At 64.9% G+C, this 13,488-nt stretch carries 17 protein-coding genes; 6 read left to right on the top strand and 11 right to left on the bottom strand.

Features of this window, described 5'->3' with window-relative positions; translation table 11 throughout:
* Positions 1 to 100 precede the first annotated feature (100 nt).
* Positions 101 to 982, top strand: coding sequence for a CoA ester lyase (locus ABIA45_RS27280; protein ID WP_036008938.1), 882 nt, complete (start codon positions 101 to 103; stop codon positions 980 to 982).
* A 41-nt stretch (positions 983 to 1,023) separates the two neighbouring features.
* Here the strand turns inward: ABIA45_RS27280 and ABIA45_RS27275 are convergent, their stop codons facing one another.
* A complete protein-coding gene (locus ABIA45_RS27275; RefSeq protein WP_404655766.1) occupies positions 1,024 to 1,836 on the bottom strand; it encodes a Crp/Fnr family transcriptional regulator in 813 nt (270 codons plus the stop codon).
* 138 nt (positions 1,837 to 1,974) lie between these two features.
* On the opposite strand from ABIA45_RS27275, the gene ABIA45_RS27270 reads away from it, so the two are divergent.
* The gene (locus ABIA45_RS27270; RefSeq protein ID WP_271543528.1) at positions 1,975 to 2,163 is read left to right on the top strand and encodes a hypothetical protein; all 189 of its coding nucleotides are present in this window, start codon (positions 1,975 to 1,977) and stop codon (positions 2,161 to 2,163) included.
* A 51-nt stretch (positions 2,164 to 2,214) separates the two neighbouring features.
* Here ABIA45_RS27270 and ABIA45_RS27265 read toward each other — a convergent pair whose 3' ends face one another.
* Positions 2,215 to 2,970, bottom strand: a complete 756-nt coding sequence (locus ABIA45_RS27265) for an SDR family NAD(P)-dependent oxidoreductase (RefSeq protein ID WP_157285950.1) — start codon at positions 2,968 to 2,970, stop codon at positions 2,215 to 2,217.
* 209 nt (positions 2,971 to 3,179) lie between these two features.
* Here ABIA45_RS27265 and ABIA45_RS27260 point away from each other — a divergent pair, with 209 nt between their 5' ends.
* On the top strand, positions 3,180 to 4,073 hold the full coding sequence (locus tag ABIA45_RS27260; protein WP_404654446.1) for an AraC family transcriptional regulator N-terminal domain-containing protein: 894 nt from the start codon (positions 3,180 to 3,182) through the stop codon (positions 4,071 to 4,073).
* A gap of 11 nt (positions 4,074 to 4,084) precedes the next feature.
* Positions 4,085 to 4,858, top strand: coding sequence for an N-acyl homoserine lactonase family protein (locus ABIA45_RS27255; protein WP_404654445.1), 774 nt, complete (start codon positions 4,085 to 4,087; stop codon positions 4,856 to 4,858).
* A gap of 9 nt (positions 4,859 to 4,867) precedes the next feature.
* On the opposite strand, the gene ABIA45_RS27250 is transcribed toward ABIA45_RS27255, so the two are convergent.
* The 4 genes from ABIA45_RS27250 to ABIA45_RS27235 form a co-directional block, all read right to left on the bottom strand.
* Positions 4,868 to 5,287 carry a hypothetical protein gene (locus ABIA45_RS27250; protein ID WP_404654444.1) on the bottom strand — a complete coding sequence of 140 codons (420 nt, stop codon included), beginning with the start codon at positions 5,285 to 5,287 and terminating at the stop codon, positions 4,868 to 4,870.
* 241 nt (positions 5,288 to 5,528) lie between these two features.
* On the bottom strand, positions 5,529 to 6,314 hold the full coding sequence (locus tag ABIA45_RS27245) for a hypothetical protein (protein WP_404654443.1): 786 nt from the start codon (positions 6,312 to 6,314) through the stop codon (positions 5,529 to 5,531).
* A gap of 79 nt (positions 6,315 to 6,393) precedes the next feature.
* Complete coding sequence (gene leuD / locus ABIA45_RS27240) at positions 6,394 to 6,999, bottom strand: 3-isopropylmalate dehydratase small subunit (RefSeq protein ID WP_027573022.1); 606 nt, start codon at positions 6,997 to 6,999, stop codon at positions 6,394 to 6,396.
* Between the two features lie 169 nt (positions 7,000 to 7,168).
* Positions 7,169 to 7,567, bottom strand: coding sequence for a metallopeptidase family protein (locus tag ABIA45_RS27235; protein WP_157285946.1), 399 nt, complete (start codon positions 7,565 to 7,567; stop codon positions 7,169 to 7,171).
* Positions 7,568 to 7,723: 156 nt separating this feature from the next.
* Here ABIA45_RS27235 and ABIA45_RS27230 point away from each other — a divergent pair, with 156 nt between their 5' ends.
* Both ABIA45_RS27230 and ABIA45_RS27225 read left to right on the top strand, forming a co-directional pair.
* A complete protein-coding gene (locus ABIA45_RS27230) occupies positions 7,724 to 7,999 on the top strand; it encodes a hypothetical protein (RefSeq protein WP_404655764.1) in 276 nt (91 codons plus the stop codon).
* A 502-nt stretch (positions 8,000 to 8,501) separates the two neighbouring features.
* On the top strand, positions 8,502 to 9,065 hold the full coding sequence (locus ABIA45_RS27225; protein ID WP_271543542.1) for a hypothetical protein: 564 nt from the start codon (positions 8,502 to 8,504) through the stop codon (positions 9,063 to 9,065).
* 215 nt (positions 9,066 to 9,280) lie between these two features.
* Here the strand turns inward: ABIA45_RS27225 and leuC are convergent, their stop codons facing one another.
* The 5 genes from leuC to rpsP form a co-directional block, all read right to left on the bottom strand.
* Entirely contained in the window at positions 9,281 to 10,687 is a 1,407-nt protein-coding gene (gene leuC / locus ABIA45_RS27220) for a 3-isopropylmalate dehydratase large subunit (protein WP_036024581.1), read from the bottom strand.
* Between the two features lie 445 nt (positions 10,688 to 11,132).
* Positions 11,133 to 11,513, bottom strand: a complete 381-nt coding sequence (rplS, locus tag ABIA45_RS27215) for a 50S ribosomal protein L19 (protein WP_212486588.1) — start codon at positions 11,511 to 11,513, stop codon at positions 11,133 to 11,135.
* Between the two features lie 110 nt (positions 11,514 to 11,623).
* A complete protein-coding gene (gene trmD / locus ABIA45_RS27210; protein ID WP_271543546.1) occupies positions 11,624 to 12,379 on the bottom strand; it encodes a tRNA (guanosine(37)-N1)-methyltransferase TrmD in 756 nt (251 codons plus the stop codon).
* 117 nt (positions 12,380 to 12,496) lie between these two features.
* A complete protein-coding gene (gene rimM, locus ABIA45_RS27205) occupies positions 12,497 to 13,051 on the bottom strand; it encodes a ribosome maturation factor RimM (protein ID WP_404546397.1) in 555 nt (184 codons plus the stop codon).
* 6 nt (positions 13,052 to 13,057) lie between these two features.
* Positions 13,058 to 13,390, bottom strand: coding sequence for a 30S ribosomal protein S16 (gene rpsP / locus ABIA45_RS27200; RefSeq protein WP_025032875.1), 333 nt, complete (start codon positions 13,388 to 13,390; stop codon positions 13,058 to 13,060).
* Between the last annotated feature and the right edge of the window lie 98 nt (positions 13,391 to 13,488).

The raw sequence follows: 13,488 nt of genomic DNA, 5'->3' as shown, positions 1-13,488 counted from the left end.
GGCCCATGCCTAATCACATACCGCCAAGGCCGACAAGCCTTTCGAATGGGCAGGCCAAATGCTATCGGCTGGGGGACGATAGACCAGGAAGGAACGCAGCATGACCCGCCCGCGCCGCAGCCATCTGTTCATGCCCGGCTCCAACCCGCGCGCGCTGGAAAAGGCGCGCAATCTCGCCGCCGACGGGCTGATCCTCGACCTCGAGGATTCCGTCGCTCCCGAGGCCAAGGCGGCGGCGCGCGACGGCATTGCGGCGGCGATCGCCGCCAAGGGCTTTGGCAGGCGCGAGGTCCTGATCCGGACCAACGGCCTCGACACGCCCTGGTGGCCGGATGATGCCGCCATGGCGGCCAAGGCCTCGCCGGACGGCATCCTGGTTCCAAAAGTTTCGAGTGTCGAGGATCTCGACGCCATCGGCCGCAAGCTGGCCGAGCTCGGCGCCGCGCCGACCGTCAAAGTCTGGGCCATGATCGAGACCGCGCGCGCCGTGCTGCATGCCGAGGAGCTGGCCGCCGCCGGCCGCGATCCCTCGCGCCGTCTCTCGGGCTTCGTGTTCGGCCCGAACGACATCTCGCGCGAGACGCGGATCAGGATGCTGCCGGGCCGCGCCGCGATGATCCCGATGATCACCCATTGCATCCTGGCGAGCCGCGCCCACGGCCTCGAGATCCTCGACGGTCCCTACAGCGACATCGCCAATTCCGACGGCTTCGCCACCGAATGCGCGCAAGGCCGCGATCTCGGCTTCGACGGCAAGACGCTGATCCACCCCTCCCAGATCGACGCCTGCAACGCCATCTTCACCCCGCCGGAGGAGGAAGTCGCCCGCGCGCGAAAGATCATCGCGGCGTTCGAACTGCCCGAGAACGCCTCGCGCGGCGCGATCCGCCTCGATGGTGCGATGGTGGAGCGCCTGCACGCGGACATGGCCCGGCGCACGATTGCGATTGCGGACGCGATCGCGGCGATGGGGAAGGGCTGAGGCGCGAGATCCACTTCTCCACGCGCCGCAAGTATTGCGCTCTATCGTCCCGCCCGCGAAACGGCCTTGAATTCAGCGCCTGCTCCGTCGGAGGCGGCGATGGAGCTTTGCCGGAACGGCGCATCGGCAGGCTGCGGCGCCGCCAATTCCTGGCAATACATTCGATCGATCGTGCGCTGCATGAGCGCATAGCAATCGCATGCGATCCTCTCGAGCCGCGTCCGATGGATCTCGACAAACCCGCGCCGCTCGGACGGGATGGCGCCGGCCTCGCGTAGCTTGCTCATCGTCAAAGTCACTGTCGTCCGCCGTACCCCAACCAGCTGCGCCAGCGCCTCCTGCGTCACCGGAAGCAGGTCCTCCGGAACGCGGTCGTGAAGCTGCAGGAGCCACCGCGCCATTCGGCCATCCACCCGGTGCAGCGCGTTGCAAGCGGCGACGTGCTGGAGCTGCAGCAACACGGCGCGGGCGTGGACCTGCACGACATTCCTGATCGCTGCGCTTTGCACATGGGCAGCGCGAAATTTGGCGGCGGAAATCACCGATGCAGTGCCGGCTGTGCGAGCAATCGCGGTCACGGACGAAGGCGAGGGGCCGAGCACGGAGAACGAGGCCAAAGCGCCTTCGCGTCCCATCAAGCTGGTCGCGACCGTTTGCCCGTCCGGCATATCGAGCATGAAGGCGATCGCGCCGCTATGGGGAAAATAGACGGGGTCGAGTTCGTCGCCCGATCGCACCAGGACGGCATCGGGTTCGAACGAGACCTTCTGGAAGTGGGGCGTCAGCAAAGCGAGATCCGCCGGCGGCAGCGCCGCCAACAGCCGATTCCCGATGCCCTTGCGGTGGGCAGTCACGGTGTCCTCTGTTGAACGAGCACCCAACGAACGACGGGAATCATCTGTTTCATTCGCCATGATTATCCGAAATGCGAATTGCGGAACGGTAGCGATCCAAACAGAGCTAATAGTCGAGATCAAGCACGGATATTTGCGGTGAGCTTTCCCGCATCCTGGCCGCGCAAACAGTCATACTATTTACGCCCGTTGCCACCGGGCGATGCGCAAGAGGTGAAAGCTCTGCTGTACGCTGCCATCAGCGGTCCGGCAGGTGGTCGGGTCTTTCTCGGTGGCGGTAGCGGTGACGAGATCGCGGATGCGATCGCGGTGATGCGGAAGGGCTGAGGGCTCGCGCACTCCGTCGCGTCGCGACGGAGTGCGCCAATGCCGCCGCACTCAGATCGTCTGGCCGCCGGACACCTCGATGCGCTGGGCCGTAACCCAGCGGTTCTCCGGACCGAGCAGGCTCGCGACCATCGGCCCGATGTCGTCGGGCACACCGACGCGGCCAAGCGCGGTCATTTGCGCGAACTGCTTGTTTAGATCCGGCATGTCGCGGACGGCGCCGCCAAGGAAGTCGGTCTCGATCGCGCCCGGCGCGACGACGTTGGCGGTGATGCCGCGTTCGCCGAATTCTTTTGCCATGTAGACGGTCAGAACCTCGATGGCGCCCTTGGCTGCGGCATAGGCCGAGAAGCCGGGGAAAGACACGCGCGTCAGCCCGCTCGAGAAGTTGACGATCCGGCCATTGTCGCCGAGCAGCGGCAGCAAGGCCTGCGTCAGAAAGAACGGCCCTTTGACATGGGTGTCGAAGAGTGCGTCGAACTGCTGCTCCGTCGTCTCGGCCAAGGTGGCCATTTCGCCCTGGCCGGCATTGTTGACGAGATGATCGAACTTGTCGGCGTGCCAGTGCTCCGCCAGCGCTGACCGGACTTTTGCGGCGAACGCCGGAAAGGTCGATACGGAGGTGACGTCGAGCTGGAGCGCGACCGCTTTTCGGCCGAGCGCCTCGATCTCGGTGACGACCTCGCGGGCGGCGGCGGCGCCGCTGCGATAGGTCACGATGACGTCGCCGCCGTGGCGCGCGATGGCGATTGCGGTATTGCGGCCAAGGCCCCGGCTGGCGCCGGTGACGAGCGAAATGGTGGGCATTTGGAAATTCCTCGTGAAGTTTCGACGGGCCCTTTCTGCCTGTGATCGAGAAGCGCATGTTGCCGGATCCTGTGATCGTCTTGCCCAATCCTCCAGGAATGCGGCCGGCGGCAGATGTAGCCCCTTCAGGCTTGCCTGGAATTCCCGTCTTATTGCCTGATCGCCGCTCGGCAATTGCCCGCGTGCCTGGCTCGGCCTAGATTGGGCCCGTGACCGAAACGCTGCTCCAGATCGCCAGCAATTACGCCGCAGCTCACGCGGACGGCAAAGGCCTCGCGTCAACGCCTTTCGCCGGCATCTCAATCGTTCGTGAGACCGCGCCGAGCGCGCTCCAATTTGCGATCTCCAAGCCGCTGGTCGCCTTGGTGCTGCAAGGGGCCAAGCGTGTTGCGGTCGGCGCCACGTCGTTAGACCTGGGTGCGGGCGATTCGCTGGTGATCTCGAGCGACGTGCCGACGGTCAGCCAGATCACGCGCGCCACAGCCGCGGTGCCCTATTTGTCGCTCGTCGTCGAGCTCGATCCCATCGTCATCGAGGGGCTGGTCGTCGAGATGGGGGCCGCGCCTTATGTTCCGTCGCAGCCGCTTCGGGTCGAGCCGACGGAGCGGGATGTGAGCGATGCGGCGCTGCGGTTGTTGCGCTTGATCGATCGGCCCTCATCCGCCTCGATCCTCCAGAGCCAAGTGCTGCGGGAGCTGCATTATTGGCTATTGGCCGGTCGGCACGGGGGTGCCATCAGGGCGCTCGGCATGGCCGACAGCCATGCGCAACGGATCGGCCGTGCGGTTGCGATCATTCGCGCCGACTATGCCAAGCCTTTGCGTGTCGACCGGCTCGCCAAGGCCGCGGGGATGAGCCAGTCGGCCTTTCACCTGCACTTTCGCAGCATCACGTCGCTGACCCCGCTTCAGTTCCAGAAGCAGCTGCGTCTGATCGAGGCGCGCCGCACCATGCTGGCCGACGGCGCGAGCATCGCGACCGCCTCTCATCGGGTCGGCTACGAAAGCGTTACGCAGTTCACGCGGGAATACTGCCGATTGTTCGGCATGCCGCCTGGGCGCGACATGCGCGAGGCGAAGCGGCGCGTCGAATCGGCGGCTTGAAGAGTTCTCACATGGCGACCATCGACCGGATCTACATCCTCGACGGAGGCATTGCGCAGGTCGAAGACGGCTCGATCTATTCTCCCGGCATCAATGTCGGCATTCCCATGACGTTGAGCTGCAATGCCTATCTCATCCGTCACCGCGGTGAGTGGCTGATCTGGGATACGGGAATAGCGGATGAGCTGGCGAAGGTTCCGGAAGGGCGCATCATCGCCCACGGCATACGCGGCATCGTGCACCGGCCTCTCGCGGACCAATTGGATGAAATCGGGGTGCGGCCCCGCGATATCGGCACGATCCTCCTCTCGCATGCGCATTTCGATCATATCGGAAATGTCGACCTGTTCGAAAACGCAAGATGGATCGCTCAACGGGCCGAGTTCGAAGCCATGTTCGGGCCGGATCCCGACGAGTTCGGCTACTCGCTGCCGCACTACGAGGCGTTGCGGGAGCGGCCTTTCGAGATCGTCGATGGCGACCACGACATCTTTGGCGACGGCGCGGTGCGCATGATCTTCACGCCCGGCCATACGCTTGGGCATTGCTCGCTGATGGCAAGGCTGCCGCGGCGCGGCGCCGTGCTGCTGAGCGGCGACGTCGCGCACAACCGGGAGAACCTCCGGCACATGCGCGTACCGTCGTTCAATGCCGACCCGCAGGCGACGGTTGCGTCGATGGCCAAGGTGGTCGAGCTGCTACGGGTCGAGAACGCCGAAATCTGGATCAATCACGATACGGCGCAAAGCCAGGCGATGGCTTACGCGCCGAAATGGATCGAGTAACGCAATGCCTCACCGCGGCCCGTGTTCGGCACGCTCGAGCGTCTCCAGCGTCGAGGCGTTGGCGCAATAGCCGTGGTACTTCTCCGCGGCGGTGCCGTCGGCGAGATCGCGGTCGCATTGTCCCTTTTGATTGCAGAGCGAGCAGACCCGCTCGAGGTCGCGCAGCAGCAGCGGCTGCGCGCGGCCGAGCTCCTCAGTGCTGATGCCGAGCTGATCGAGCAGCTTCGGCAGCTCGTCGGCGGCGTGCCGGCCATGACGGACCAGCTCCTCCAGATCGTCGGGAGCGATCCTGAGATCATTGGCAATCCGGTCGAAATCCGCGCGGTCGAGCTGCCGCATCTCGTTGATCTCGCGGCGATGCTTCACCCAGTTCGCAAAGGACTCGATGAGATCCTGGACGATGGGATAGGGCCTGGTTGCGGTGCTCATGGAAAGCTCCATTCGGACGATCGGAATTGGAGCGAGATAAGCACAATGATGCAGCGGCGCGTTGCGCTGGATCAAATGGGGAAAGGAGCCGCGGCCTCCGCACCTCTCCCGCTTGCGGGAGAGGTCGCGCCGAAGGCGCGGGTGAGGGCTCTTTCCTCTTGGGGATTGTCCCTTTGCGGAAACACCCTCTCCCCAACCCTCTCCCGCAAGCGGGAGAGGGAGCGCACTTCCTGCGCAGCAGCTACCTGAACCGCTCCGCCGCCCACGCATACAGGCTGCCCGGAATCGGCTTCTCGCCGCCGCGGCCCTTCGGCGAGATGTGCAGGCCGATGATGGCGGGGTCGGTGACCAGGCCAAGATAGCTCGACGGATCGAAGAACAGTTTCGGCTCGGCATGCACGGCATAGAACGACTGCTTCGGCAATGCGTTCTGCAGCTCGCCGGTGCGCCGCGCCAGCGCGGTGAGCGCCGCGGGCCCGTAGATCGCGACGCGAATATCGGCGAGCCGGTTCGAGCCGCCGCGCAGGCGGCGCATCATGAAGGTGGTGCGGTGGCGCAGCGACAGCCAGTCCGGCGTCAGCTCCTCCTGCTCCATCAGCTCCTCGAACGCGGCGACGATGCCATGCGCTTGCGGCAGATAGAGCACGGAATTGCCGAGCTGGCGGGGCCGCTCCCAGGCGAAGTAGGGCTTTGCCGGATCGATCTCGACGGGCTTGAGCAGCAGCACGTCGGCATCCAGCCAGAGGCCGAGGCCCTTCGCCATCAGCTTCATGCGGAAGAAGTCGCTGAACTGCAGAATGGTCCAGTCGCGCCAGCTGCCGTCCGGCTGCGGCGGCCGCAAGCGTTCGGAGAACGCGTGCGGCAGGATCGCCTCCGCCTCCGCGTTCGCGACGCCTGCGGGCAATCCGGGAATGGTGTCGAAGCTGTAGACCGTGACCTTGTGGCCGGCAGCCAATTGCGAGCGCAGACAGATCTGGCGCAGCGCATCCATCGGGCCATGCCAGAAGGTGACGATCTCGGGCAGCATGGGCAAATCTATACGGGACAATCCAGGCAAAGAAAAAGCCCCGGCGCTTGCGGCACCGGGGCTCAACAAAAACTTGCGATCAGGCCCAGGCGCGCTCGCGCTTGAGCTTGTCCTCGTAGGAGTCGATCGAGGCCTTCTTCTCCATGGTGAGGCCGATGTCGTCGAGGCCGTTGATCAGGCAGTGCTTGCGGAACGGATCGATCTCGAACTTGACCTTGCCGCCGTCGGGGCCGCGGATCTCCTGGTTCGGCAGGTCGATCGTCAGCGTCGCGTTGGCACCGCGCTCGGCGTCGTCGAACAGCTTGTCGAGGTCCTCTTGGCTGACGCGGATCGGCAGAATGCCGTTCTTGAAGCAATTGTTGTAGAAGATGTCGCCGAACGAGGTCGAGATCACGCAGCGGATGCCGAAGTCGAGCAGCGCCCAGGGCGCGTGCTCGCGGCTGGAGCCGCAGCCGAAATTATCGCCGGCGACCAGCACCTTCGCATTGCGATAGGCGGGCTGGTTGAGCACGAAATCCGGATTCTCGCTGCCGTCGTCCTTGTAGCGCTGCTCGGAGAAGAGCCCCTTGCCAAGGCCGGTGCGCTTGATGGTCTTGAGGTACTGCTTCGGAATGATCATGTCGGTGTCGACATTGATGATCTTCAGCGGCGCCGCGACGCCTTCCAGCGTGGTGAACTTGTCCATGGTTGCGCTTTCCCGCACGTGGTTCAGGGAACCGGCTATTTATCGCGATCGGGCCGGAAATCCTAGGCCGAATTCGGCAGATCTAATCTGCCTTAGGGGTTTGAAGCCGAACTGGCGCGGCATCGGGATTTCACCTCTCCCCGGCAGGGAGAGGTGGACCGAGAGCGTCCTACTCCGCCTTAGCCTCGATCGCGGCCATATCGTCGTCCGATAGACCAAAATGGTGGCCGATCTCGTGGATCAGGACGTGGCGGACGATGTGGCCGAGGCTTTCGTCGTGCTCGGCCCAATAGTCCAGGATCGGGCGGCGGTAGAGCCAGACCATGTTGGGCAGCCGCGCCACGTCGCCAAAGCTCTGCTGGGGCAGGCCGACGCCCTGGAACAGGCCGAGCAGGTCGAACTCGCTCTCGCATTGCATCTCGTCCAGGACTTCCTCGGTCGGGAAGTCCTCGACACGGACGATCACGCCCTCGCAAAGCTTGCGAAATTCCGCCGGCAGGCGCTCGAACACGTCGTGAGCCATCGCTTCCATTTCGGCCAGCGAAGGGGCTTTCAATTCCGTCCACATGAGCACCTCTTAGCGCGGGTTTCCCGCTGATGCATCTGGCTTTATAAGCGCGGCGAGGTTGACGGGCGCCGCCAAAACGGGGAGCGTGGGTCGTCAACGGGACGTTTCAGGGTGGGCGGAAAAATGCGAGCGAAAACAGCGCTGACTCTACTGTGCATGGGGTTGTTTTCGCAGCTTTGCGTGGGCGCCGAGGCGCAGGTCGCCAGTTCCGAAATCCGGATGGCCCAACTGGTCTCGCCGGACGATGTCCCCCCGCCGCGCAAGCGGCCGCGCCTGCGCATCACGCCCTATTACAGCCCGGACGGCGTCTATCCCCGCTACAATCCCGGCCCCGACGCGGTCCGGGTCTGCAACGCCACCTATGTGCAGGAGTACCGGCCGAGCGGCACGGTGATCGTGCCGCGCGTGAGCTGCTACTGGCGCCGGGGCTGACGCCGTCGATGCCCCGCGCCAGCGAGCTTCGCGGTGGTCTCGTGAGGGCCGTGATGCCGAGATGGATCGCACTAGCAATTGCCGCCGCGCTGGCCACTGGGCTGCCTCGCGCGTCCGCCGCGCCAAGGACGACGGTCCCGGAGGCGTCGGCGGGGATTGCGGTTTTCGATGTGCGACGACACGCGCGGACATATGACATGGCGCGGCCTGCCGTACGCCGCGATCCGCGCTACTACGCGCGCCCTGTCTACTATCGTCCCTATCCCTATGGCGTGCCGGCGCCGTTCGTCTTCACCTATGGGCCCTACTGGTAAGGCGCCGCCTTGAACCGTCGGCTTTGCGATCGCGCGAGGCACGGCGTCGCAGCGCGGCGATGCGCCTCGTTCATTCATGGCGCGTTCACATCGCTGTCCGCAATTTGATCCCGGGAGCGACCGCAATTGAACGGCAATGGCGCGGCGGAGACGTCGCAGCTCTGCCGTCCGGATTCAGGGAGGATTCGATGCTGAGGATGTTTGGCCGCCGGGCTGGCTCGGTGCGCCTGCTCGGGCTTGCGGCCGCCGCGACGCTGATGCTGTCGGCCGGCAGCGCGCGCCGCGCTGAAGCGCTGAGCTTGATCAATCCGGCGACGTCGCCCGCGGCCAAGGCCGCGACCGACGATCTCGTCACGCAGGTTCGCCAGGGGCATGGCGGACACGGGCATGGTTTCCACGGCGGAGGTTTCCGTGGAGGAGGCTTCCATCGCGGTGGAGGACATGGCTTCCATGGCGGCGGATTCCGCGGCGGCCATATCGGTGGTGTCCGCGCCGCACCAGCCTTTCATCACAGGCATGTCGGTTATCGTCATCACGGCTTTCGCTACGGCGGATATGGCGGTGTCCACCGCCACTGGGGCCATCATCGCCCCCATTTCCGCCATCGTCACTTCTACCGGCCCTATTATGTCGGCGGCTACTATCCTTCCTACTCTTATCCGCGCCGCTGCCGGATCATCTGGACCTATTACGGCCCGCGCCGCGTCTGCCACTGGCCGCGCTGGCACTATCCGTACCGGTATTATTGGTGATGTGAATTATTCGAGCAGCGTCATGGCCGGGCATAGCCGTCCGAAGGACGGCGTCGCTTCCGCTCGCCTATGTCCCGGCCATCCACGTTCTTGCTGATGTGATGAAAGGTCGTGGATGCCCGGGACAAGCCCGGGCATGACGGAGAATGCGGCTACAGCCAATCCTTCAGCTTCCACGACGAAGCCTTCCACCGCATCAGATTGCAGCAACCAGCTTAGCGCCAGTCCCTGACGTCGACGAAGTGGCCTGCGATCGCCGCCGCCGCCGCCATCGCCGGCGACACCAGATGGGTGCGGCCCTTGAAACCCTGGCGGCCTTCGAAATTGCGGTTCGAGGTCGAGGCGCAGCGCTCTTCCGGCTTCAGCTTGTCCGGGTTCATGGCAAGGCACATCGAGCAGCCCGGCTCGCGCCATTCGAAGCCGGCCTTGATAAAGATCTTGTCCAGGCCCTCGGCCTCCGCCTGCTCCTTCACGATGCCGGAGCCCGGCACGACCATGGCGTTGACGTTCGCCGAGACGGTCTTGCCTTCCGCGATCTTCGCCGCCGCGCGCAAATCCTCGATGCGGCCGTTGGTGCAGGAGCCGATGAAGACGCGGTCGAGCTTGATGTCGGTGATCTTGGTGCCCGCCGTCAGGCCCATGTACTTCAAGGCGCGATGCTTGGAGATGCGCTTGGCCTCGTCCGCGATCTTGTCGGGGTCGGGCACGATGCCGGTCACCGAGATCACGTCCTCAGGGCTCGTGCCCCAGGTCACGATCGGCGGCAGCTTTGCGGCATCGAGGCGCAGCTCGTGGTCGAAATGCGCGCCGTCATCGGATCGCAACTTCTCCCAGTAGCGCATCGCCGCATCCCAGGCCGCGCCCTTCGGAGCCTTCGGACGATCACGCAGGAAGTCGAACGCCTTTTGGTCGGGCGCCACCAGGCCGGCGCGCGCGCCGCCTTCGATCGACATGTTGCAGACCGTCATGCGGCCTTCCATCGAGAGCGCGCGGATCGCTTCGCCGGCATATTCCAGCACGTAGCCGGTGCCGCCGGCGGTGCCGATCTCGCCGATGATGGCCAAGATGATGTCCTTGCCCGTCACGCCATCAGGCAATTTGCCGTCGACGGTGACGCGCATGTTCTTCGCCTTCTTCTGGATCAGCGTCTGCGTCGCCAGCACGTGCTCGACCTCGCTGGTGCCGATGCCGTGCGCGAGCGCGCCGAACGCGCCATGCGTCGAGGTGTGGCTGTCACCGCAGACGATGGTGGTGCCGGGCAGCGTAAAGCCCTGCTCGGGGCCGATGACGTGGACGATGCCCTGGCGCTTGTCGAACTCGTTGTAATATTCGATGCCGAATTCCTTGGCGTTCTCGGCCAGCGCCTTGATCTGCTCGATGCTTTCAGGGTCGGGATTCGGCTTGGTGCGGTCGGTGGTCGGCACGTTGTGGTCGACGACGGCGAGCGTCTTCTCGGGCGCGTGGACCTTGCGGCCCGTGGCGCGCAGGCCTTCGAACGCCTGCGGCGAGGTCACTTCGTGCACCAGGTGGCGGTCGATGTAGAGCAGGCAGGTGCCGTCCTCGGCTTCGTGCACCAGATGGTCGTTCCAGATCTTGTCGTACAACGTGGTCGGCTTGGACATGAGCTCGAGCTCCGAAGAATGTGTGTCAGCGATGAGCGCGGCAGAGCGCGCGGGCAACAAAATCGTCAGCGCAGCTTTTAGGCTGCGCGGCTAAGCTCTGACGTTGCCGAGGTCGCGAAGCGTCCGAAGAACCGGCCAGGCAGCCGCGAGCGATCGTCGATGACGATGCGCTGGATGCGGGCGAAGCTGGTCGGATCTGGAAACATTCTAGAAGGTATATAGCACGCGGAAACTAAAGCGCGAGAGTTTCAGCTCGTCATTGCGAGCCACCGGGTCCGCGCGTAGCGCGGCCCGATGACAGGCTCCGTGAAGCAATCCAGAAATGCATCCGCGGAGACAGTCTGGATTGCTTCGTCGCAAGGGCTCCTCGCAATGACAGCAGAGCCAACAAAAAAGCGCGGAGCCGAGCCCCGCGCTTTCGTAAGACTTGCCTGGTGGCGAAAGCTTACTCGCCGACGGCAGCAGCGCGGTCCTGCTTCTCAACGATGCGGGCCGACTTGCCGCGCAGGTTGCGGAGGTAATACAGCTTGGCGCGACGCACCTTGCCGCGGCGCACCACCTTGATCGAATCAATCATCGGGGAGAGCAGCGGGAACACGCGCTCGACGCCCTCGCCATAGGAGATCTTGCGCACGGTGAAGCTCTCGTTGAGGCCACCGCCGGAACGGCCGATGCAGACGCCCTCATAGGCCTGCACGCGGGTGCGGTCGCCTTCGACGACCTTCACGTTGACGATCACGGTGTCGCCGGGGCCGAATTCCGGGATGTCCTTGCCGGCGGACAGCTTGTCGAATTGCTCCTGCTCGAGCTGCTTGATCAGGTTCATGGGTAAATCTCCATCGGCGCGCCCAGCCCTGGAAACGGGGGGCTGCGCAAAATTCGTCTATCCAGCCATTGCGGATTTGGCCGCTCCTATAAGGCAAGCCGGAGCGTTTGTCACCCGTCTGTCTTGTTTTTTGGCGTTTTTTGGCCGCTCCCCCGATTCGCGGCTTTTTCCCACAGATCCGGGCGCCGGGCGGCCGTCAGAGCCTCGGATTCGGCCCGCCGCCAGGCCGCTACCTTGGCGTGGTCGCCAGAGGTGAGGATGGCAGGGATCGGAACCCCCTCGAACAGCTGCGGGCGGGTGTATTGGGGGTACTCCAGCAGGCCGTCCGAAAAGCTTTCCTCGGTTCCCGAGGCTTCCTTGCCCATCACCCCCGGCAGCAGCCGGACGCAGGCGTCGATCAGGGCCAGGGCGGCGATTTCGCCCCCGGAGAGCACGTAATCGCCGATCGAGACCTCCTCCAGGCCACGCCCGTCGATCACCCGCTGGTCCACCCCCTCGAACCGCCCGCAGACGATGAGGGGGCCGGGGCCCCGAGCGAGCTCGGAGACGCGCGCTTGGGTCAATGGCCGACCGCGCGGGCTCATGAGCAGGCGGGGTCGCGCTTTTGACGGGTCTTGCCCGATCTCGGCGGCATCGATTGCCGCGGCCAGAACATCCGCCCGCAGCACCATGCCCGGCCCGCCGCCGGCAGGGGTATCGTCGACGCTGCGGTGGCGATCGGTCGCGGAGGCCCGGATGTCCCGCGCCTCGATCTGCCAGAGCCCGGACGCGAGCGCCCGCCCTGCGAGGCTCACGCCGAGCGGCCCCGGAAACATCTCCGGAAACAGCGTCAGCACCGTCGCGCGCCAGGGTGTGGGGTTGGTCATTGCATCCTAATCTCGTCGTCCCGGGGCGCGCGAAGCGCGAGCCCGGGACCCATAACCACCGCAGCCCGTTTTGCGATAGCTGGAGCGATCAGCTTAGCGAAAAATTCCGGCCTGTGGTTATCGGTCCCGGCCTTCGGCGGCATTGGGAGGAGGAGCATCGTCCCGATCGCCCTCGATCTCCTGCGGCAGCGCGATCACGACGCGGCCGCCTTTGAGGTCGACATCCGGCACCACCGCGTTGGAGAACGGCAGCAGCATCGTCGGGCCCTTGAGCGGCGCGATCTCGATGATGTCGCCGGCGCCGAAATTATGGATCGCGAGCACGCGACCGAGCGCATCGCCATCAGTTGTGACGGCGGCGAGCCCGATCAAATCGGTGTGGTAATATTCGTCCTCATCGGTCGCAGGCAGCTTGTCGCGCGCGACATAGAGCTCGATGCCGTTGAGGCGCTCGGCCTCATCGCGGGTCGCGACGCCCTTGAACGTCGCGACCAGATGGTCCTTCGCCTCGCGCACCTGCGCGATTTCGAACTGGCGTCTGCCGTCCTTGGTCGACAGCGGACCGTAGCGGCGGACGGCGAAGGGATCCTCGGTGAAGGTCCACAGCTTGACCGCACCGCGCACACCATGCGCGGCGCCGATCCGCGCGACGCAGACCAGCGCCGACATGATCCGGCCTTACGCCTTGGCGGCGGCTTCGGCCTGCGCCTTGCGCTCCTTGCGCGGCACGGCCTTCTCGGGGTTGTTGCGCGCTTCGCGCTTCTTGACGCCGGCGGCATCGAGGAAACGCGCGACGCGATCCGACGGCTGCGCGCCCTTGGCGAGCCAGGCCTTCACCTTGTCCATGTCGAGCTTGAGGCGGGTCTCGTTGTCCTTCGGCAGCAGCGGATTGAAATGGCCGAGACGCTCGATGAAGCGGCCATCGCGCGGAAAGCGCGAATCGGCGACGACGACGTGATAGACGGGACGCTTCTTGGTGCCTGCACGGGCGAGGCGGATAACGACGGACATTCAGTTCTCCTTGAAAGTGTGGTTTGCAAAGTACGTTTTGTTCGGTTGATTGGTATTTCCGCGCCGCGCGAGATGCTGATGATCCCGTGCGACGAATT

The organism is Bradyrhizobium sp. USDA 336 (genome assembly GCF_044908355.1).
GTDB classification, from domain to species: domain Bacteria; phylum Pseudomonadota; class Alphaproteobacteria; order Rhizobiales; family Xanthobacteraceae; genus Bradyrhizobium; species Bradyrhizobium yuanmingense.
This window is presented reverse-complemented; position numbering and strand designations above follow the sequence as displayed.

Bases quoted from the DNA above. Each gene is read 5' to 3' on its own strand.
- ABIA45_RS27255 (WP_404654445.1), top strand. From the start codon at position 4,085: ATGGCGACCATCGACCGGATCTACATCCTCGACGGAGGCATTGCGCAG.
- ABIA45_RS27245 (WP_404654443.1), bottom strand. From the start codon at position 6,314: ATGCTGCCCGAGATCGTCACCTTCTGGCATGGCCCGATGGATGCGCTG.
- rplS (WP_212486588.1), bottom strand. From the start codon at position 11,513: ATGAACCTGATCAAGCAGCTCGAGCAGGAGCAATTCGACAAGCTGTCC.
- ABIA45_RS27250 (WP_404654444.1), bottom strand. From the start codon at position 5,287: ATGAGCACCGCAACCAGGCCCTATCCCATCGTCCAGGATCTCATCGAG.
- ABIA45_RS27230 (WP_404655764.1), top strand. From the start codon at position 7,724: ATGGGGTTGTTTTCGCAGCTTTGCGTGGGCGCCGAGGCGCAGGTCGCC.
- ABIA45_RS27235 (WP_157285946.1), bottom strand. From the start codon at position 7,567: ATGTGGACGGAATTGAAAGCCCCTTCGCTGGCCGAAATGGAAGCGATG.
- ABIA45_RS27280 (WP_036008938.1), top strand. From the start codon at position 101: ATGACCCGCCCGCGCCGCAGCCATCTGTTCATGCCCGGCTCCAACCCG.
- leuC (WP_036024581.1), bottom strand. From the start codon at position 10,687: ATGTCCAAGCCGACCACGTTGTACGACAAGATCTGGAACGACCATCTG.
- ABIA45_RS27225 (WP_271543542.1), top strand. From the start codon at position 8,502: ATGCTGAGGATGTTTGGCCGCCGGGCTGGCTCGGTGCGCCTGCTCGGG.
- trmD (WP_271543546.1), bottom strand. From the start codon at position 12,379: ATGACCAACCCCACACCCTGGCGCGCGACGGTGCTGACGCTGTTTCCG.
- ABIA45_RS27265 (WP_157285950.1), bottom strand. From the start codon at position 2,970: ATGCCCACCATTTCGCTCGTCACCGGCGCCAGCCGGGGCCTTGGCCGC.
- leuD (WP_027573022.1), bottom strand. From the start codon at position 6,999: ATGGACAAGTTCACCACGCTGGAAGGCGTCGCGGCGCCGCTGAAGATC.
- rpsP (WP_025032875.1), bottom strand. From the start codon at position 13,390: ATGTCCGTCGTTATCCGCCTCGCCCGTGCAGGCACCAAGAAGCGTCCC.